This is a genomic window from Enterobacter sp. MALB-1 (assembly GCF_041021625.1).
Taxonomy (GTDB): Bacteria; Pseudomonadota; Gammaproteobacteria; order Enterobacterales; family Enterobacteriaceae; genus Enterobacter; species Enterobacter oligotrophicus.
Map to the genome: position 1 here is coordinate 3,321,544 of NZ_JBDPJL010000001.1, position 19,477 is coordinate 3,341,020.

The window sequence follows — 19,477 nt, forward strand, 5'->3', positions numbered from 1 at the left end:
CTGACTCTGCTCACAGGTTGACACTACGCGCCGGTGTGATGGCACCGTAATCGTTCACGCTCTGCCAGGAGAGCGTGCCCCCTGCTGCGGCAGGCAATACCTGCTGCGCCGAGTTTTTCGGGGCGACCATCAGGTTGTTTAGCGTCTTGCCACCGAGCGTCAGGTTGACCAGGGTGACGTAATACGGCGAGGCATTGCTCACCTTGAGATGATTCCCGACCCGCTCAAAGCGCAGCTGAGAAAGCGCCTCTTCCGGCGGCATAGCAAGGTTCGTCGGGCGAACAAACAGTTTGATGCGCGATAAGATTGCCAGTTGCAGGACATTGTTGCCGTCCTGGTGTGATTTACTTACCGACGGGATTGCCTTCACGTTCATGTAGAAAAGCGATTCGCGGTCGGCTGGCAGCGGCGGGCCTGCGTAAATAATGCGCAACGTGTTTTCGCTGTCCGGCTCGCTGACAAACAGCGGCGGCGTCACGGCAAAGGTTTTTTCTTTCTGGCCGCTGGCATTTTCAATCCACGCGTTGATTAAATAGCGCTCTTGTTTATTGCTGTTGGTGATCGCCAGCGACGTCTGTTTGGCATCCGCCGGATAAATAACGCGCGTCGCGCCCAGGGCAATCCCCCCGGAGGCGTTCGCGGAAACAGACACCATCATCAAAATAAGTGAAAAGATCAGTCCAGGTTTAATTAGGGTGTTCATCACAACCGTACCTTTAATAATGTGTTCGCAGGCGTCAGGGATAAATCAACGTAAACCAGACATCTGACTGAATATTGCCTGGCACGAGCTGTTCGGAAATAGCCCGATAACGGGCGCTGAAATGAAACGCCAGCTCGCTGGAATTAATGGGCAACCAGCTGACCGCCGTCGCATTTGGAATAATCTGGCGTTGTTGTTCGTCAAAAAGAGCCAGCCCAACGCCGCTGCTGACAGGCGTTTCGCCTGGCCGCGATGTCGCCAGAAAGACCTGCGGATCTTCGGCAGGCGTTACCCCCTGGAACTGAATCCCCACGGTGCGCGAGACGTCCACGCTGCAGTCAAGCAGCCGAACGGTGAAAGGCACATTCACCGTTGAAAAGCTCCCCACACCGGAAAATGCATTTGTGCGGTACTGCCCCATATCAATACGCATATTCTGGCTGTCAGGTGCCACGGCGCAGCCACCGTTGACCAGCTCACCTCTGAGGTGAACTTTCCCGCCATCAATTACCACGGTATGCGCGAGGGTCTGGTGAGCAATCGCAAGGGCTAACAGCGCTATCCCAATCCTTGTCATCCTTCGTTCCCGGCGTTTTCGTTTAAAAGACCTCTTCCCTGAGGCCATAAACGTCCCTGTGCAGAAAAATTATTCGTATTTCATTACGAAGGTAGCGTCCGCGTTCGCCTGGCCTGGCTCGGTGGTAGCCGCCGTGGCTTTGTAGCGCGCGGTGAAGTTCAGGGTGTTGGTCCCTTCAATCAGGTTCTGCGCCGCAGAGAAGGTCGCACCATCTGGGGTCAGAGTGGTGGATTTGCTGTCGAGGATCTCGATACCCACGCCTTTCGCGGTGTTATCGTTGCTACCGGAGGTAACGGCCAGCAGGGTTTTATCGGTCGCGTCGATCTGACCGGTAAAGGCAACTGCGGCAGTTTTCGCCACCAGCGGATCGCAATCGTTCAGTTCGATGGTGAATGGAATATTTGAAGTCGTGTCACCCACTTTGGTGAATTTCGCAGTACGGTATTGACCGAGTTTAACCGTCTGTTCAGAAGAATCAGTATTGACTGAACATGCGGCATTCACTAATTCACCTTTAAAATGCACAGTACCGCCATTTACGGAAACCGGAGTGGTGGTATCTTCTGCGTGAGCGGCACCCGCGACCAGGGCCAGTGTAGCAATAACAGTAGAAGCAATGTTGCTGAGTTTCATGTCTATTCCTTTAAAATATAAATAACCCTTCCCGCGACGTTCGGGAATAAGAAATATGTTCAATTAAGTAATTGAAGGCTTATTTCGGAGGAGACAAAGTAGCGCAGGATGTGTTTTTTAAATATGTCAAAACACTGCCATTTCACCAGGCGACATCCTAATTCCGGCTAGGAAATTGACCATGCCTTAAGAAAGGTTTTTGCGGCCTGCTGTGGAATTCTCGCAAAGGGTGACTGACAGCGGCGCTCGCTTCTGACAAAATACAGGGCATCCCCCCTTTTAAACGTTACAGACGGAATCCTCTCTCTGATGGCAGCAAAGATTATTGACGGTAAAACGATTGCGCAGCAGGTGCGCTCTGAGATCGCGGAAAAAGTGAAAGCGCGTACTGCGGCTGGATTTCGCGCTCCAGGGTTAGCTGTTGTGCTGGTTGGCAGCAACCCGGCATCACAGATTTATGTCGGCAGCAAACGCAAAGCGTGTGAAGAGGTAGGATTCGTCTCCCGCTCTTACGATTTGCCAGAAACCACCAGTGAAGCGGAACTGCTGGAACTTATTGACACTCTGAATGCCGATAACGAGATCGACGGTATTCTGGTTCAGTTGCCGCTGCCAGCGGGCATCGACAACGTGAAGGTGCTGGAGCGTATCGCACCAGATAAAGACGTCGACGGTTTCCACCCGTACAACGTGGGCCGCCTGTGCCAGCGCGCGCCGCGTCTGCGCCCGTGCACACCACGCGGCATCGTGACGCTGCTGGAGCGCTATAACATCGACACCTACGGCCTGAATGCGGTGGTGATTGGAGCCTCCAACATCGTCGGCCGCCCGATGAGCATGGAGCTGCTGCTGGCGGGCTGCACCACCACCGTGACCCACCGCTTTACGAAAAACCTGCGTCATCATGTTGAGAACGCCGACCTGCTGATCGTGGCAGTCGGTAAGCCTGGCTTTATTCCGGGCGAGTGGATTAAAGAGGGCGCGATTGTCGTGGATGTCGGTATTAACCGACTGGAAAACGGCAAGGTTGTTGGCGATGTCGTGTTTGACGATGCCGCCGCGCGAGCGTCGTATATCACTCCGGTACCGGGCGGCGTAGGCCCGATGACCGTCGCTACATTGATTCAGAACACCTATCAGGCGTGCGTTGAGTACCACGACCCGGAGGAAGCATAAGATGTCCACATTTTCATTAGGTAAACACCCGCACGTTGAGCTGTGCGATCTGCTGAAGCTGGAAGGCTGGAGCGAAAGCGGTGCGCAGGCGAAAATTGTTATCGCCGACGGACTGGTGACGGTCGACGGCGTGGTGGAAACCCGCAAGCGCTGCAAGATTGTCGCGGGCCAGACCGTGAGCTTTGAAGGGCAGAGCGTTACGGTTACGGCCTGAGTCGTTTGTTGCCCGGTTGCGCTTACCGGGCCTACGGGTTTTGTAGGTCGGGTAAGCGCAGCGCCACCCGGCAATTCTTCTCAAATCCCCCCACCCCCATCACGGTTAATTATCGATCAACTTCAAAGAATCACTATTCCCTCTGGTGAAATGTGAAAATTAAGTTGCGCGAATTTCATGCTTTCCCCACGATAAGTAGAACGTTCTACTAAAACGTTCTACTTACAATAACAGCGCCAAAAAAGCGCTTCTCGCTCGGGGGAAATCAGCATGAGTCTGATATCAGGGTTTGTTAAATCGCTGTCTAAGTTATCGATGATTGGTCGCGCCTTGATGCTGCCAATTTCACTGCTTCCCGCTGCGGGCCTGCTGCTGGCCTTCGGCGATAAGTTCCACCTGCCGTTAATGATGAACGCAGGCGGCGTTATCTTTGATAACCTGCCAATGCTGTTCGCCATCGGCTCTGCTGTCGGCCTGGCGTCAGAATCGGGCATTGCGGCGCTTTCTGCGGCAGTCTCGGTGTTTGTCACTAACATCACCATCAGCACCGTGCTGAGCATCACGCCGGAAATGGCCTCTCAGGGCGGGAAATACGCCATGGTGGTCGGCATCCCGACACTGCAGATGGGCGTTTTTGGCGGCCTGATCTGCGGTATTCTCGCGGCCTGGTGCTACAACCGCTTCCACACTATGCAGTTGCCGGAGTTCCTCGGCTTCTTCTCCGGCAAGCGTTTTGTGGCGATTGCGACCGCGTTTCTGTCGTTCCTGCTCGGCCTGCTGCTGCCGTATGTCTGGCAGCATATCCAGTCCGGCATTGATGCTCTTTCCGTGGTGGTGAACGGCGATAACCAGGCAGCCTCGACCTTTATTTTCGGTCTGGTGGAACGCGCGCTGATCCCACTCGGCCTGCACCATATCTGGTATCCGTCTTTCTGGTATTCGTTCGGGGATTACACCACCCAGGCAGGCCAGGTGATCCACGGCGACCAGACCATCTGGTTCAAGATGCTGGAAGAAGGGGTGAAATCCTTCAGCAGCGACACCTACCAGAACGCCGGTAAGTTCATGCAGGGTGAATTCCCGCTGATGCTGTTCGCGCTGCCTGCGGCGTGTCTGGCGATGTATCACGAAGCGCACACGAAGAATAAGAAAATCGCAGCCGGTATTTTGTTCTCTGCCGCCCTCACCTGCTTCCTGACGGGGATCACCGAGCCGGTAGAGTTCACCTTCATCTTCGTGGCACCGATTCTGTATATCTTTAACGCCATCATGGCGGGCCTGGCGTATATGACCATGTATCTCATGCATGCACATATTGCCAAGTCCTTCTCGGCAGGCTTTATCGACTATCTGTCTTTCGGGATTTTGCCATCGTTTAACGGCTACCAGACCAATTTCCTGAACGCCATTATCATCGGCATTCCGATGGGCCTGATTTACTACTTCACCTTCCGCTTTGTGATCCGTCGCTTCGACGTGAAAACGCCGGGCCGTACCGAAGTGACCGCCAGTGCGAACGATAAATCAGACTCCGAACTCGCCACCGAAATCATCAGCCTGCTGGGCGGCGCGCAGAATATCGATTCTGTGGGCTCCTGCATCACTCGTCTGCGCCTGGAAGTGGCGAAGAGCGATGCGGTGGATAAAGACGGCCTGAACGGACTCGGCGCGCGCGGCGTGGTGTTCGTCGGCGACACCGGTATTCAGGTGATTTTCGGTGCCAGAGCACAGTTTATCGCCCAGACCATGTCCACCATGATCGGCAAATAATAAGATGCCTGAACGACACGTCTCCTGTACGCTGGGAGACGCTGTCATATCTGGCTGATAATCGGTAAATTTCAGGGAGCGGTTTTGAAGAAAGTCAGCATTATTGATGTCGCAAAGCACGCGGGCGTTTCGGTCTCTACCGTCTCGCTGGTGCTACGCCAGAAAGGGAAAATCTCAGAGGCGACGATCGGGAAGGTCAACGCTGCCATCACGACGCTTGGCTATGTTCATAACGTCGCCGCTGCCAACCTTCGCGCCAACACCTCTAACCTGATCGGTCTGATCCTGCGTGACTTCAGCGACAGCTTTTCCATCAAGGTGATGGCGAGCATCGTTCAGGAGCTGGAGAAGCAGGGCTATATGGTTTTCCTCGGCCAGCCGCTGAACGATCGTGAGCATCTGGAACGTTGTCTACTGTCGTTCAAACAGCAGGGTGTTGCAGGCGTGATTTATCTCGCCTCCGATACCTGCACGTCTGCCCTGCCGGAGCAAATCCGCCAGTGTCCGCTGCCGCTGGTGGTGGTCTCGCAGTCTCTGCTGGATGAAAAATGCAATCTGGTGATGCGCGATAACCGCCAGGCGGCAAACCTTGCCGCGCGCTATCTTATCGAGCGTGGACACCGCACTATCGCCTACATTGGCGGGCGCGAGGACTGCCTTATCCGCGAGCAGCGCCTGCTCGGTTTTCGCAGCGCGATGACGCAAAACGGGCTGGTCTGGCGTGAAGAATACTCTCCTGCCTGTAGCGATGACACGCAGGCAGCGGCGATGGTCACTCGCCAGCTACTAGAGAAGAACAACACCATCACCGCCCTGCTGTGTCATTCACCGGATGCGATGATCGGCTCGATATCCGGCATTCACCAGGTGGGGCGTACCGTGGGGAAAGATGTGTTCTTAACCCAGCAGGTCGCACTCGTCGGCTTTGAAGATATGCTGCACGTCAACCTCACTTCACCGTCGTTCACCTACGTCTCCTCTGCCAGCGAAGAGACGGGGCGTCAGGCCGCAGGCCTGATGATCCGCAAACTGAAAGAACCGGACCTGCAAACGCAGCGTATCACGCTTTCCGGGCAGCTTATCGCGCGAGAGTCGGCGTAAATCAGAATTTAGCCCAGGTCTGTAAGCGCGTTTTCGCTGCTATATTTCCATGATTTGCCATGGATAATTACAATGCCTACCGTTATCACTCACGCTGCTGTTCCGCTGTGCCTGGGCTTAGGTCTGGGACGTAAAACGATCCCTCCCCGCCTGTTGTTTGCCGGTATTGTCCTCGCCATGCTGCCCGACGCCGACGTGCTGGCGTTTAAGTTCGGCGTCGCCTACGGCAATATTTTCGGCCACCGCGGTTTTACCCATTCGCTGCTGTTTGCCTTTGTGGTGCCGGTGCTCTGCGTGCTGATTGGCCGACGATGGTTCAGGGCAAGCCTGACGCGCTGCTGGCTGTTTTTAACCGTGTCGTTGCTGTCGCACAGTTTGCTGGATTCCATTACCACCGGCGGAAAAGGCGTCGGCTGGCTGTGGCCGTGGTCAGACGAACGGTTCTTTGCGCCGTGGCAGGTCATCAAGGTCGCGCCGTTTGCGCTGTCGCGCTATACCACGCCGTACGGGCATCAGGTCATTATCTCGGAACTGCTGTGGGTGTGGCTGCCGGGGGCGGTATTGATGGGAGTATTATGGTGGAAGAGAAGGTAAAAAAAGCCGAGTGGCGGCTGCGCCTTACCCGGCCTACTTTCACCTGTAGGCCCGGTAAGCGTAAGCGCCACCGGGCATTACGGACTTACTTACGACGCCAGGTCGTTCCCTGCGGGCCATCTTCCAGAATGATACCCATCTCGGTCAGACGATTACGTGCAGCATCCGCTGCCGCCCAGTCTTTCGCCTGACGCGCTTCCAGACGCGCCTTGATCAACGCTTCAATCTCCGCCACTTCACCGTCGTCCGCCTGCGCACCACTCTGCAGGAATACGTCTGGCTCCTGCTCCAGCAGGCCGAGCACGGAAGAGAGCTTACGCAGGTGAGAGGCCAGCGCGTTCGCCGCTGCCATGTCCTCTGATTTCAGGCGGTTCACTTCACGCGCCATATCGAACAGCACGGAGTACGCTTCCGGCGTGTTGAAGTCGTCGTTCATCACCTCTACAAAGCGTGCTTCAAACGCCTCGCCACCCGCCGCAGGAACAGACTTGTCGGTGCCGCGCAGGGCGGTGTACAGACGCTCCAATGCCGAACGCGCCTGCTTCAGGTTCTCTTCGCTGTAGTTCAGCTGGCTGCGATAGTGGCCAGACATCAGGAAGTAACGCACGGTTTCCGCATCGTAATACTTCAGCACGTCACGCACGGTGAAGAAGTTGCCAAGAGATTTGGACATCTTCTCGCGGTCAACCATCACCATGCCGGAGTGCATCCAGTAGTTCACGTATTCGCCGCCGTGCGCACAGGTTGACTGAGCGATTTCGTTTTCGTGGTGCGGGAACATCAGATCCGAACCGCCGCCGTGAATGTCGAAGTGTTTGCCCAGTTGCTTGCAGTTCATCGCTGAGCACTCAATGTGCCAGCCAGGACGGCCTTCACCCCACGGGGATGGCCAGCTTGGTTCGCCCTCTTTGGACATCTTCCACAGCACGAAGTCCATCGGGTTACGCTTCACGTCAACCACGTCCACGCGCGCGCCAGCCTGTAGCTGATCCAGATCCTGGCGGGAAAGCTGGCCGTAAGTTGGATCGGTTGGCACAGAGAACATCACATCGCCATTATCGGCGACATAAGCGTGGCCGCGTGCGATCAGCTTTTCCGTGATCTCAATAATTTCGTGGATATGGTGGGTCGCGCGCGGCTCGCTGTCCGGGCGCAAAATATTTAAGGCGTCAAAATCCTTGTGCATTTCCGCGATCATACGATCCACCAGCGCGACAAAACTTTCGCCATTTTCATTAGCGCGTTTAATGATTTTGTCGTCGATATCGGTGATGTTGCGGACGTATTTCAGGCTATACCCCAGGAAACGCAGGTAGCGTGAAACGACGTCGAAGGCAACGAAGGTACGACCATGGCCGATATGACAGAGATCGTAAACCGTAATACCACACACGTACATGCCGACTTCCCCGGCATGGATAGGTTTAAATTCCTCTTTCTGGCGCGTCATTGTATTAAAGATTTTTAACATCGAAGATTCCATGTAAACACGTGTGTGGACGAAAACCGGCTATTCTACCCGTAATTCAAACCCGAAGCAGCACACAATGCAAGGTGATCGCATCCTGCGGTTATGCTATAACAAGCCCCTATATGTGACCCGAACAGGGGTCGACGCACCACAATAACGGAACAGGATGCAAAAATGGTTACTTTCCACACTAATCATGGCGATATCGTAATCAAAACCTTTGATGACAAAGCGCCTGAAACAGTTAAAAACTTCCTGGACTACTGCCGCGAAGGTTTCTACAACAACACAATTTTCCACCGTGTGATCAACGGCTTTATGATCCAGGGCGGCGGTTTCGAACCTGGTATGCACCAGAAAGAGACCAAAGAAGCGATCAAAAACGAAGCGAACAACGGTCTGAAAAACACCCGTGGTACGCTGGCGATGGCACGTACTCAGGCCCCACACTCCGCAACCGCGCAGTTCTTCATCAACGTGGCGGACAACGACTTCCTGAACTTCTCCGGCGAAAGCCTGCAGGGTTGGGGCTACTGCGTATTCGCAGAAGTGGTTGAAGGTATGGACGTGGTTGACAAGATCAAAGCCGTTTCTACTGGCCGCAGCGGTATGCACCAGGACGTTCCTAAAGAAGACGTTGTGATTACAAGCGTGACCGTCAGCGAGTAATTCGTGGCGACACTCTTTATTGCAGACTTGCATCTGCAGACAGAAGAACCGGCGATCACCGCCGGTTTTCTGCGTTTTTTACGCGGTGAAGCGAAAAGCGCCGATGCCCTTTATATTCTGGGCGACCTGTTCGAAGCCTGGATTGGCGACGACGATCCCAACCCGCTGCACCGCGAAATCGCTACTGCGATTAAGGCGCTGGTCGATTCCGGTGTCCCCTGCTATTTCATCCACGGTAACCGCGATTTCCTGCTCGGTAAGCGCTACGCCCGCGAAAGCGGCATGACGCTGCTGCCAGAAGAGCAAATGCTCGACCTGTATGGCCGCAAAGTGCTGATCATGCATGGTGACACGCTATGCACTGACGATACGGGCTACCTGGCGTTTCGCGCCAAAGTCCACACGCCGTGGATACAAAAATTGTTCCTCGCCCTGCCGCTGTTTATCCGTAACCGTATCGCCGCCAGAATGCGTGCAGGCAGTAAAGCCGCTAACAGCAGCAAATCGATGACCATCATGGACGTAAACCCGCAGGCGGTGGTGAACGTGATGGAAAAGCATCGCGTCCAGTGGCTTATTCACGGCCATACCCATCGCCCTGATGTACATTCTCTTATCGCCAACGGCGAACCGGCCCATCGCGTGGTTTTAGGGGCCTGGCACAGCGAAGGATCAATGGTAAAAGTGACGCAGGAAGGTGTAGAACTGATCGCCTTCCCGTTTTAACGGATTCTCATTTTTTCGCCCGTTTCTCAGCCACGCAACCGTTTTCCTTGCCGTTATTACATGCTATTCTCTGTGCCCTCGAAAGCAGTGTGTTTCGCACCACAGGAGTTTTAAGACGCATGTCTTCCCGCAATAATCCGGCGCGTGTCGCCATCGTGATGGGGTCCAAAAGCGACTGGGCTACCATGCAGTTCGCCGCCGAAATCTTCGAAATCCTGAATGTTCCGCACCACGTCGAAGTTGTCTCCGCACACCGTACCCCGGACAAACTGTTCAGCTTCGCCGAAAGCGCCGAAGAGAACGGCTACGAGGTGATCATTGCCGGTGCGGGCGGTGCAGCACATCTGCCAGGCATGATTGCCGCCAAAACGCTGGTGCCGGTACTCGGCGTACCGGTGCAGAGCGCCGCGTTAAGCGGTGTCGATAGCCTCTACTCCATCGTTCAGATGCCGCGCGGCATTCCGGTCGGTACGCTGGCAATAGGTAAAGCGGGTGCCGCAAACGCCGCCCTGCTCGCCGCGCAGATCCTCGCGACGCATGATAAAGACTTACGTCAGCGTCTGGCGGACTGGCGTAAAGCCCAGACCGACGAGGTGCTGGATAACCCGGACCCGCGGGGTGCAGCATGAAGCAGGTTTGCGTCCTCGGTAACGGTCAGTTAGGCCGCATGCTGCGTCAGGCCGGTGAGCCGCTGGGTATTGCCGTCTGGCCCGTCGGGCTGGATGCCGAACCGGAAGCCGTGCCCTTTCACCAGAGCGTGATTACCGCCGAGATTGAACGTTGGCCGGAAACCGCACTCACCCGCGAACTGGCGCGCCATAACGCCTTTGTTAACCGCGATGTGTTTCCGATCATTGCCGACCGCCTGACGCAAAAACAGCTGTTCGACAAGCTCGGCCTCGCAACCGCCCCCTGGCAGTTATTGTCTGATAAAAGCGAGTGGAACGATGTGTTCGCCATGCTGGGCGAACTGGCGATCGTGAAGCGTCGCGTGGGTGGTTACGACGGCCGTGGACAGTGGCGTCTGCGCGCAGCAGAAACCGCCGAGCTGCCGGACGAGTGCTACGGCGAGTGCATCGTTGAACAGGGCATTAACTTTAGCGGCGAAGTGTCGCTGGTTGGCGCACGTGCGCACGATGGCAGCACGGTCTTTTATCCGCTGACCCACAACCTGCATCAGGACGGCATTCTGCGTACCAGCGTGGCGTTTCCGCACGCGAATGCCGACCAACAGGCGCAGGCGGAAGAGATGCTCTCAGCCATTATGCACGAGCTGGGCTACGTGGGCGTGATGGCGATGGAGTGCTTCGTCACTCCATCCGGTCTGCTGATCAACGAGCTGGCACCGCGCGTCCACAACAGCGGCCACTGGACGCAAAACGGCGCGTCCATCAGTCAGTTTGAGCTGCACCTGCGCGCCATTACCAACCTGCCGCTGCCGCAGCCGGTGGTGAACAGCCCGTCGGTGATGATCAACCTGATCGGGACCGATCTGAATTACGACTGGCTGAAGCTGCCGCTGGTACATTTGCACTGGTACGACAAAGAGGTGCGTCCGGGTCGTAAAGTCGGTCACCTGAACCTGAATGACAGTGACACGGACCGCCTGAGCGCGACGCTTGAAGCCATCACTACTCTGCTGCCGCCAGAATATGCGAGCGGCATTGTCTGGGCGCAATCTAAGCTCAAATAAGCGATAAGTGCCGGGGAGTTGATCTTCCCCTTCCCCGGCCACTCCTCACGCGCGTAAAATCCCCTTCCATTGCTGTTTTGATTTCTGGAATAACCATGAACGATGGAACGGACTATCGCGCGCTCCTCGCGTCCGATACCCCTTTAATCGACGTTCGCGCGCCGATCGAATTTGCCCAGGGCGCGATGCCTGCGGCACTCAACCTGCCCTTGATGAACGATGACGAGCGCGCCGCCGTTGGCACCTGTTATAAGCGTCAGGGGCCTGAGGCGGCTCTGGCACTCGGCCACAGCCTGGTGAAGGGCATAACCCGTGACGATCGCATCAACGCCTGGCGTGAAGCCTGCCTTACGCACCCCGGCGGCTATCTCTGCTGCGCGCGCGGCGGTCAGCGCTCGCACATCACTCAGTCCTGGCTGAAAGAGGCAGGAGTCGATTACCCGCTGATTGCCGGTGGCTATAAAGCCCTGCGCCAGACCGCGATTCAGGTCACCATCGAACAGGTGCAAAAACCGATGGTGCTGATCGGCGGCTGTACCGGGAGCGGTAAAACGCTGCTGGTCAAACAACACGCGCAGGGTGTCGATCTGGAAGGTCTGGCGCACCATCGCGGCTCGTCATTTGGCCGGACGCTCACGCCCCAGCTTTCCCAGGCGAGTTTTGAAAACCACCTTGCGGTTGAGCTGTTGAAAAAAGAGGCCACGCGCTGGGTGCTGGAAGATGAAGGCCGGATGATTGGCTCCAACCACCTGCCGGAGTGTTTGCGTGACCGCATGGGGGAAGCACCAATCGTGGTGGTGGACGATCCGTTTGACATTCGTCTTGAGCGCCTGCGCGAGGAGTATTTCGACCATATGTGGGCGGATTTTTCTGCCGCATACGGCGAAGAGGCGGGCTGGAAGGAGTACAGCGAGTACCTGCATCACGGGCTTTACGCCATTCGCCGCCGACTGGGGCTGCAGCGCTTTGCGGAATTCACCGCGCTGTTAGATGCCGCGCTGTTGGAACAGCAACGCTCCGGCAATACCGAAGCACACTTTAGCTGGCTTGCGCCGCTGCTGAACGATTACTACGACCCGATGTACAGCTATCAGCTGGAAAAGAAAGCGGAGAAGATTGTCTGTCGCGGGACGTTTGAAGAGATAGCTGAGTGGCTTAATCGCTGAAAAAAGCCGGGTGGCGGCTACGCCTTACCCGGCCTACGCGAACTTTTGTAGCCCCGGTAAGCGCAGCGCCACCGGGGAACAGACGACTCAGAAGTCGTAACGCAGACGCACCAGGTTCATGTCGCCCAGGTCGTCGGTGCTGGAGGTGAACACGTGTTCGTAATCTACACGGAAACCGTAATCCAGCTGGAAGCTGATACCCACGCCGTTGTCGATGCGCTGGTAGTTACGGCCATTCACGTACTCAATACGGTCACCCATGAAGTAAGGCTGGATGGATTTCACCGCATACTGATTGATTGGGAATTTATACCCTGCAAAGTATTCAATACCCCACGCATCACCAGCAAAGTAGTTGTCGGTAGACACTTTTTTGGTGGTCATGAAGTTCTGATACCAGCCGCCGCCAGCAGAGAAGGTCCAGTTATCCGGCGTCCAGCTCAGCGCCGTACCGAGGATATTCTGGTCGTAGGTTTTGCTGTCGCCGTTGTCCGGGTTACGCATCTCCGCACGGGTGTAGTTCCATGCTGCGCCCCAGGTCAGATCGGTGGTCAGGTGGTAATCCAGACCCAGTGAACCGCCGCCTTTACGTTTGTAACGCAGGCCGTTACCTGGCAGGTATTCACCATCTTCAAACAGGTAAGAAGCATAGATATCCGCATCGCCCACGGTTTTCTTATATTTCAGCATTTTGCGTGAACGATAAGATCCGTCATAGTCGCCGTTGATCCCGTTTCCTGGAGCCTGACCAATCATGTCGTAGTCCCAGATATCGGTTTTCGCCCCCACCACATCGTAGTAAACGCTGTTCTGTTGACCGAAGGTCAGCGTACCCCAGGTATCGCTTTTCAGGCCGGTGTACAGCATACGGCGAGAGGTGTCGTTTGCGCCTTCTGCGTAGTGGTTGTCCCAGTCGAACAGCGCCGGAATGTTCACACCCAGCTCGTAGTAGCTGACCCAGCTGATGTCATCAAACAGATAGTAATCAGCCGCGAAACGGAAACGGGTGCCGCCATCGAAGCCATTACGTTTGTAGGAGCCTTTATCACCATCACCGGTCATCATGTTGAACTGCGGACGAATACTGCCGCCCACGGTGAAGTTCAGACGGCTCAGCGGGTCACCCGCCTGAGGATCTTGCTTAAGAACAGTGATTTCCGCCTGGGATGCAAAGGACGCCAGTGCCACTGCTGCGCCGATGGTTGCCGCCAGCGCTGTTTTTTTTATAGTCATTATTTTTCCTTAATAGACACGCTGCTAAATATTTAGCAGGTGAATATTAACTGGAAATATTCTGGCTGTGTGGGCGGGTTTTTAATGTTTTGTGCTGCTAAAACATGAGGTATTACCTATTTGTGCTACTAAGTGATTACGCACCAGCATATAAACCGGTGCGCAATCATCACGGAAATGAATTAACTGACAAACTGCCGGAACAGCGCTTTGCCTTTTAACAGCCGTGTGCCCAGCCAGCCGCCGCACAGCGACAACAGCACCGCACCACAGACAGGTAGCGTGAACCACAGCCGCCAGTCAGGCTCCCACGGGAAATCGAAGACTCTGGTCTGCAGTACCGCCAGCGCCGTCTCTGCACCGATGGCCGCCACCAGACCAGCCACCAGCCCAAGCAGCGCGAACTCGCTCCAGAGCGTGGCGCGTAACAGACGCTTGCTGGCACCGAGCGTGCGATAGACCACCAGCTCCTGATGACGCTGCCGCATGCCCACCTGTACCTGTGCCAGCAGCAACAGCAGACCGCAGATTGTCACCAGCACCACCATCACCTCCAGCGCGCGGCTCACCTGTTCCAGTACCTGCCCGACCTGCTTCAGGATCGCGCCGATATCCAGCAGACTCACCGTCGGAAATTCCCGGTTAAGCTGAGTCAGCATGCCGTTACCGTTCTCCCAGCGGAAGCTGGTCAGCCAGCTTTGTGGCTGCCCGTCCAGCGCACCCGCCGGGAAGATAAAGAAGAAGTTGGGCCGCAGGCTTTCCCAGTCCACCTTGCGCAGGCTGGTCACTCTGGCGCTGAAGTCCTGTGTATCACCGGTAAAGGTCACGCTGTCCCCCAGCCTGACGTTCAGGCGCTTCGCCAGCCCCTCTTCCATCGACACTTCACCCGCTTTCGGCGGCCAGGTGCCAGCGGTAATCGGGTTGTGATCGGGACGCTGCTCCTGCCAGGTCAGATTCAGCTCGCGGTTAAGTGCTTCGTCTGTATTGCCCTCCGTCGGCTGGCCGTTGATTTGCGTCAGACGCGCGCGAACAATCGGGTAGAACGACTCCGGCACAATGTGGTGCTCTGAGAGAAACGCTTTCAGCGGTGTCACCTGTTCAGGTGCAATGTTGATCAGGAAATAGTTCGGGCTTTCTGGTGGAAGCTGCTGTTGCCAGCGATCCAGCAGATCGCCACGCAGTACCAGCAGAAGCGCCAGCAGCATAAACGACAGCGAAAACGCCGAAAGCTGGCTGAGGGTAGACCACGGCTGGTGCAGCAGGCGGTTGATCGCCAGCCTCACCGCAAGCGATTTGACGGTCAGCTTCCTGAGCACATTGAGCAACATCCAGCCGAGTGCGCCGCACAGCAGCGCCAGTACCACCGCGCCCGCCAGTACCGCCCATAACAACATGCTACCGCCCATCAGCCAGGCCAGCAGACCAACCGCCACGGCGATAATAACGGGAAGGTAAAATTTCAGCGGCCAGACGTTAGCCACCACATCACGGCGCAACACGCGCAGCGGTTGTGTCGCGAGCAGTAGCCGGTACGGGCGTAATCCAACCAGTAGCGAGATCACCGTCATTGCGCCAATAGCCCACAGCCACGGCCAGAGACTGGCTGGCGGAAGCGCGGCAGGCAGCACCGGTTTAAGCAGCACCATCAGCAGCTTTTCAAACACCAGTCCTATTGCCCCGCCGGTAACTGCCGACAACGCCAGTACCATCAGCCACTGGCCGACGATCAGCTTGCGCAGTTGCGCCCTGCCCGCGCCGAGGGTTTTCAGGATCGCCACCAGATCGTAGCGGCTGCGGCAGTAGTGCCCCATCGCCACGGCGACGGCCGCCACCGCCAGCAGCAGAGTCAACAGCGCCGAGAGCAGCAGGAACTGCTGAGAGCGCTCAAGGGATTTACCGAGCGCCCCCTCGTCCTGCTCCAGCCCGTACCAGCGGTGCTCCGGTTTTAGCTGTGGCAACAACCATTTTTCATACGCATCCAGCTGTGCAGGCGTACCGCCAAATTTGTAGCGCCAGGTGACGCGGCTTCCCGGCTGCACCGCATTGGTTTTCGCCACGTCAGCGGTGTTCATCAGCAGACGCGGCGCGAGCTGGAATGGATTAAAGCCGGAATCAGGCTCCTGCACCACTTCCCCGGCAATTTTTAGCGTGGCATCACCGACGTCGATACTGTCACCGGTTTTCAGGTTCAGGAGCGCCATCAGGCGCGGAGCCAGCAGCACCGTACCGGCTTTCGGTTTTAACTCTGGCGGGCTGGTTTGCAGTTCGCCGTACATTGGATAGATATCATCGACCGCTTTAACGCTGGCCAGCTGTGGCGTGTCGCCTGCGAAGGTCATGGTCTGGAAAGTAATCTGCTCACCAACCTTCAGCCCCTGCTTGCGCGCCTCGTCAATCCACGCGGGCGAGATCGGGCGCGAGCTTTGCAGCGCCCGATCGCCCGCCATAAATTCGCGGCTTTGCTGGCTTAAGCCTTTCTCCATTCGATCGCTGACGCTGCCGAGCGCCAGCACACACGCCACCGCCAGGCTTAACGCCAGCCAGACAATCAGCAGAGAGGGCGAGCGCCACTCGCGCCAGAACCAGCGGGTAATCATGCTTCCTCCTCAAGCACACCGTTCACCAGGCGCAGGCGGCGATCGCAGCGGGCAGCCAGTTGGGGATCGTGGGTGACCAGGATCAGCGTGGTGCCGTGTTCACGGTTGAGCGAAAACAGCAGATCGGCAATCTTATCGCCGGTTTTACGGTCAAGATTCCCGGTAGGTTCATCAGCAAACAGCACCTCCGGGCGGCCATTAAAGGCGCGCGCCAGCGCCACGCGTTGCTGCTCACCGCCGGAAAGCTGTGCCGGAAGATGGTCAAGGCGTTTTCCCAGCCCCAGCTGTTCCAGCAAGGCTTTGGCATGATCGCGGCTCTCGCGGGTATTTTCCCCGCGCAGCAGGCCCGGCAGTTCCACGTTTTCCAGCGCATTCAGGGTTGGAATAAGCATGAAGGACTGAAAGACAAACCCGATGTGCCGCGCACGCAGGGCCGCACGCGCCTCTTCATCAAGCTGGTGCAGCGGCTGGCCCACCAGGTTGACCTCGCCACTGCTGCCATCGTCCAGCCCGGCTAAAATGGCCAGCAGCGTAGACTTACCGGAGCCGGATTCGCCAATCAGCGCGATGGTTTCGGCGCGTTTGACAACGAGTTCAACTCCGGTAAGGATGGAAAGCTCGTGTTCCCCCTGACCGACGGACTTCTTAAGACGATGAACTTCAACAATGTTTTCCGCTGGCATTTGCCCTTCCTGTTTTTGATTCTGTTGACCTTCCGCGCGGCGGCTGCGGACACGTTACTCGTTCTGGGCGATAGCCTGAGCGCAGGCTATCGTATGGCGGCCAGTGCAGCGTGGCCCGCCCTGCTCAACGACAAATGGCAATCTCAAACCACCGTCGTTAACGGCAGTATCAGCGGCGATACCTCCCAGCAGGGGCTGTCGCGACTCCCCGCCCTGCTCAAGCAACACCAGCCGCGCTGGGTGCTGGTGGAGCTGGGCGGCAATGACGGCTTGCGCGGCTTCCAGCCTCAGCAAACGGAGCAAACGCTGCGCACCATTTTGCAGGATATTAAAGCGGCCAACGCACAGCCGCTGCTCATGCAAATTCGCCTGCCCGCCAACTACGGTCGTCGGTATAATGAAGCCTTTAGCGCGATCTATCCTGCGCTTGCCAAAGAGTTTGATATTCCGCTGCTGCCATTTTTCATGGAAGAGGTCTATCTGAAACCCCAGTGGATGCAGGACGATGGTATTCACCCCAACCGCGATGCCCAGCCGTTTATTGCCGACTGGATGGCAACGCAGCTGGCCCCTTTAGTAAAACATGACTCGTCAAACAGCTGAGATCCTGACAGGTAAAGTTATGCAAAAATCGGTCTTAATAACAGGATGTTCCAGCGGAATTGGCCTTGAAAGTGCCCTTGAACTGAAGCGTCAGGGATTTTGGGTGCTGGCAGCCTGCCGCAAATCCGAAGATGTCGAACGCATGAATGGCAAGGGTTTAACCGGCATTTTGCTGGATCTGGATTCACCAGAGAGTATTGAACGTGCCGCCGACGAGGTTATCGCGCTGACCGAAAACCGATTATTCGGCTTGTTTAATAATGCCGGTTTTGGCGTGTACGGCCCGTTGCAGACCCTTTCACGAGAACAGCTTGAGCAACAGTTTTCTGCCAATTTTTTTGGTGTGCATCAGCTGACGATGCGTCTGCTTCCCGCCATGCTGCCGCACGGTGAAGGGCGTATCGTCATGACATCATCCGTGATGGGACTGATCTCTACCCCAGGCCGCGGGGCCTACGCCGCCAGTAAATACGCGCTGGAAGCCTGGTCGGATGCCCTGCGTATGGAGCTGCGCCACAGCGGGATCAAGGTCAGCCTGATTGAACCCGGCCCTATCCGAACCCGTTTTACCGAGAACGTAAACCAGACGCAAGCGGACAATCCCGTCGAAAATCCGGGTATCGCCGCACGTTTTACGCTTGGCCCGGAGGCCGTTGTCGCCAAAGTGCGCCATGCTTTTGAGAGTGATAAACCCAAAATACGCTATCCGGTCACGCTGGTGACCCATGCCGTCGGCTGGCTAAAACGCCTGCTGCCGGGCCGGATGATGGACAAAATTTTACATGGCTGAGTTGAAGCATCGCCGCTTCCCCCCCATGTAAAGAACAAACCGATAAAAGAGAATGCCGTATGTCCGTACAGAATATCGTCAATATCACTGAAGCAAACCTACAACAGATCCTCGAACAGTCGATGACGCAACCGGTGCTGTTCTACTTCTGGTCTGAACGCAGCCAACACTGTCTGCAGCTGACGCCGGTACTGGAGAGCCTTGCTGCGCAGTACAATGGTCAGTTCATTCTGGCGAAACTGGATTGTGACGCAGAGCCGATGGTGGCGTCACAGTTCGGCCTGCGTGCGATCCCAACGGTCTATCTGTTCCAGAACGGCCAGCCTGTCGATGGCTTCCAGGGGCCGCAGCCAGAAGAGGCGATCCGCGCCCTGCTGGATAAAGTGCTGCCACGCGAAGAAGAGCTGAAAGCGCAGGAAGCCGCGGCGTTGATGCAGGAAGGTAAATATGACGAAGCGCTGCCGCTGCTGAAAGACGCCTGGCAGTTGTCGAATCAGGATAGCCAGATTGGCCTGCTGCTCGCGGAAACGCAGATAGCCCTGCACCGTTCAGACGATGCAGAAGCCGTGCTGAAAACCGTTCCGCTACAGGATCAGGATACCCGTTATCAGGGTCTGGTCGCGCAAATTGAACTGCTGAAACAGGCGGCAGATACTCCTGAAATTCAGCAGCTTCAACAGCAGGTCGCCGATAATCCGGCCGATGCCGCGCTGGCGAGCCAGCTCGCATTGCAACTGCATCAGGTAGGCCGTAATGAAGAGGCGCTGGAACTGCTGTTCAGCCATCTGCAGAAAGACCTTGCTGCCGCAGAGGGTCAGGCGCGGAAGATGTTCCAGGAGATCCTGGCTGCACTGGGCACGGGTGATGCGCTGGCGTCTAAGTATCGTCGTCAGCTGTACGCGCTGCTCTACTGATGCAAAAGCCCGGTGGCGCTAACGCTTACCGGGCCTACAATGAACGGTTACACCGTAGGCCGGGCAAACGTGCCGCCCGGCGCAATTACCACGCGTTATAGGACGCCCGATATCAGGCAATGATTTTAGTTTCCGGTTGTCCGTTTCCCACCTCTTTACAGGGG

20 protein-coding genes are annotated in these 19,477 nt (G+C 56.5%); 13 read left to right on the top strand and 7 right to left on the bottom strand.

Annotation, left to right across the window (positions count from 1 at the left end; all coding sequences use genetic code 11):
- Positions 1–10: 10 nt before the first annotated feature.
- From fimC to fimA, 3 genes are all read right to left on the bottom strand, one after another.
- On the bottom strand, positions 11–703 hold the full coding sequence (gene fimC / locus ABGB15_RS15965) for a type 1 fimbria chaperone FimC (protein WP_152083732.1): 693 nt from the start codon (positions 701–703) through the stop codon (positions 11–13).
- Between the two features lie 34 nt (positions 704–737).
- Entirely contained in the window at positions 738–1,280 is a 543-nt protein-coding gene (fimI, locus tag ABGB15_RS15970; protein ID WP_152083731.1) for a type 1 fimbrial protein subunit FimI, read from the bottom strand.
- A 69-nt stretch (positions 1,281–1,349) separates the two neighbouring features.
- The gene (gene fimA / locus ABGB15_RS15975) at positions 1,350–1,913 is read right to left on the bottom strand and encodes a type 1 fimbrial major subunit FimA (protein WP_152083730.1); all 564 of its coding nucleotides are present in this window, start codon (positions 1,911–1,913) and stop codon (positions 1,350–1,352) included.
- A gap of 309 nt (positions 1,914–2,222) precedes the next feature.
- Between fimA and folD the strand changes: the two genes are divergently transcribed.
- The 5 genes from folD (at position 2,223) to ABGB15_RS16000 (ending at position 6,768) form a co-directional block, all read left to right on the top strand.
- The gene (gene folD, locus ABGB15_RS15980; protein ID WP_215722777.1) at positions 2,223–3,089 is read left to right on the top strand and encodes a bifunctional methylenetetrahydrofolate dehydrogenase/methenyltetrahydrofolate cyclohydrolase FolD; all 867 of its coding nucleotides are present in this window, start codon (positions 2,223–2,225) and stop codon (positions 3,087–3,089) included.
- A gap of 1 nt (position 3,090) precedes the next feature.
- Positions 3,091–3,303, top strand: coding sequence for a ribosome-associated protein YbcJ (gene ybcJ / locus ABGB15_RS15985; RefSeq protein WP_152083728.1), 213 nt, complete (start codon positions 3,091–3,093; stop codon positions 3,301–3,303).
- Positions 3,304–3,573: 270 nt separating this feature from the next.
- Positions 3,574–5,073: a PTS transporter subunit EIIC gene (locus ABGB15_RS15990; protein ID WP_152083727.1), complete on the top strand. Its 1,500-nt coding sequence runs from the start codon at positions 3,574–3,576 to the stop codon at positions 5,071–5,073.
- A gap of 84 nt (positions 5,074–5,157) precedes the next feature.
- Positions 5,158–6,174, top strand: a complete 1,017-nt coding sequence (gene malI / locus ABGB15_RS15995; protein WP_215722776.1) for a Mal regulon transcriptional regulator MalI — start codon at positions 5,158–5,160, stop codon at positions 6,172–6,174.
- A gap of 72 nt (positions 6,175–6,246) precedes the next feature.
- Positions 6,247–6,768, top strand: a complete 522-nt coding sequence (locus ABGB15_RS16000; protein WP_215722775.1) for a metal-dependent hydrolase — start codon at positions 6,247–6,249, stop codon at positions 6,766–6,768.
- Between the two features lie 85 nt (positions 6,769–6,853).
- Here ABGB15_RS16000 and cysS read toward each other — a convergent pair whose 3' ends face one another.
- On the bottom strand, positions 6,854–8,239 hold the full coding sequence (gene cysS, locus ABGB15_RS16005; RefSeq protein ID WP_152083724.1) for a cysteine--tRNA ligase: 1,386 nt from the start codon (positions 8,237–8,239) through the stop codon (positions 6,854–6,856).
- 174 nt (positions 8,240–8,413) lie between these two features.
- Here cysS and ppiB point away from each other — a divergent pair, with 174 nt between their 5' ends.
- From ppiB to mnmH, 5 genes are all read left to right on the top strand, one after another.
- A complete protein-coding gene (gene ppiB / locus ABGB15_RS16010; RefSeq protein ID WP_028017583.1) occupies positions 8,414–8,908 on the top strand; it encodes a peptidylprolyl isomerase B in 495 nt (164 codons plus the stop codon).
- A 3-nt stretch (positions 8,909–8,911) separates the two neighbouring features.
- Positions 8,912–9,634 carry a UDP-2,3-diacylglucosamine diphosphatase gene (lpxH, locus tag ABGB15_RS16015; protein ID WP_215722774.1) on the top strand — a complete coding sequence of 241 codons (723 nt, stop codon included), beginning with the start codon at positions 8,912–8,914 and terminating at the stop codon, positions 9,632–9,634.
- A 119-nt stretch (positions 9,635–9,753) separates the two neighbouring features.
- Complete coding sequence (gene purE, locus ABGB15_RS16020; RefSeq protein ID WP_215722773.1) at positions 9,754–10,263, top strand: 5-(carboxyamino)imidazole ribonucleotide mutase; 510 nt, start codon at positions 9,754–9,756, stop codon at positions 10,261–10,263.
- Entirely contained in the window at positions 10,260–11,327 is a 1,068-nt protein-coding gene (purK, locus tag ABGB15_RS16025) for a 5-(carboxyamino)imidazole ribonucleotide synthase (protein WP_215722772.1), read from the top strand. The genes purE and purK overlap by 4 nt, the downstream gene beginning before the upstream one ends.
- A gap of 95 nt (positions 11,328–11,422) precedes the next feature.
- On the top strand, positions 11,423–12,493 hold the full coding sequence (gene mnmH / locus ABGB15_RS16030; RefSeq protein ID WP_215722771.1) for a tRNA 2-selenouridine(34) synthase MnmH: 1,071 nt from the start codon (positions 11,423–11,425) through the stop codon (positions 12,491–12,493).
- Between the two features lie 87 nt (positions 12,494–12,580).
- Here the strand turns inward: mnmH and ABGB15_RS16035 are convergent, their stop codons facing one another.
- The 3 genes from ABGB15_RS16035 to ybbA form a co-directional block, all read right to left on the bottom strand.
- Positions 12,581–13,726 carry a porin gene (locus tag ABGB15_RS16035; RefSeq protein WP_152083719.1) on the bottom strand — a complete coding sequence of 382 codons (1,146 nt, stop codon included), beginning with the start codon at positions 13,724–13,726 and terminating at the stop codon, positions 12,581–12,583.
- Positions 13,727–13,908: 182 nt separating this feature from the next.
- Complete coding sequence (gene ybbP, locus ABGB15_RS16040; RefSeq protein ID WP_215722770.1) at positions 13,909–16,323, bottom strand: putative ABC transporter permease subunit YbbP; 2,415 nt, start codon at positions 16,321–16,323, stop codon at positions 13,909–13,911.
- Positions 16,320–17,006 (bottom strand): putative ABC transporter ATP-binding protein YbbA, encoded by a 687-nt coding sequence (gene ybbA / locus ABGB15_RS16045; RefSeq protein WP_215722769.1) that lies wholly within the window; start codon positions 17,004–17,006, stop codon positions 16,320–16,322. Before ybbA ends, ybbP begins: the two co-directional genes overlap by 4 nt.
- Here ybbA and tesA point away from each other — a divergent pair.
- Genes tesA through ABGB15_RS16060 form a run of 3 tightly spaced genes read left to right on the top strand, consistent with a single transcriptional unit; the run spans position 16,977 to position 19,313 of the window.
- Positions 16,977–17,609: a multifunctional acyl-CoA thioesterase I/protease I/lysophospholipase L1 gene (tesA, locus tag ABGB15_RS16050; protein WP_152083716.1), complete on the top strand. Its 633-nt coding sequence runs from the start codon at positions 16,977–16,979 to the stop codon at positions 17,607–17,609. The two genes, ybbA and tesA, sit on opposite strands and share 30 nt — an antisense overlap.
- Positions 17,590–18,399 carry an SDR family oxidoreductase gene (locus tag ABGB15_RS16055; RefSeq protein WP_215722768.1) on the top strand — a complete coding sequence of 270 codons (810 nt, stop codon included), beginning with the start codon at positions 17,590–17,592 and terminating at the stop codon, positions 18,397–18,399. The genes tesA and ABGB15_RS16055 overlap by 20 nt, the downstream gene beginning before the upstream one ends.
- 59 nt (positions 18,400–18,458) lie before the next feature.
- On the top strand, positions 18,459–19,313 hold the full coding sequence (locus tag ABGB15_RS16060) for a co-chaperone YbbN (RefSeq protein ID WP_215722767.1): 855 nt from the start codon (positions 18,459–18,461) through the stop codon (positions 19,311–19,313).
- Positions 19,314–19,477 lie beyond the last annotated feature (164 nt).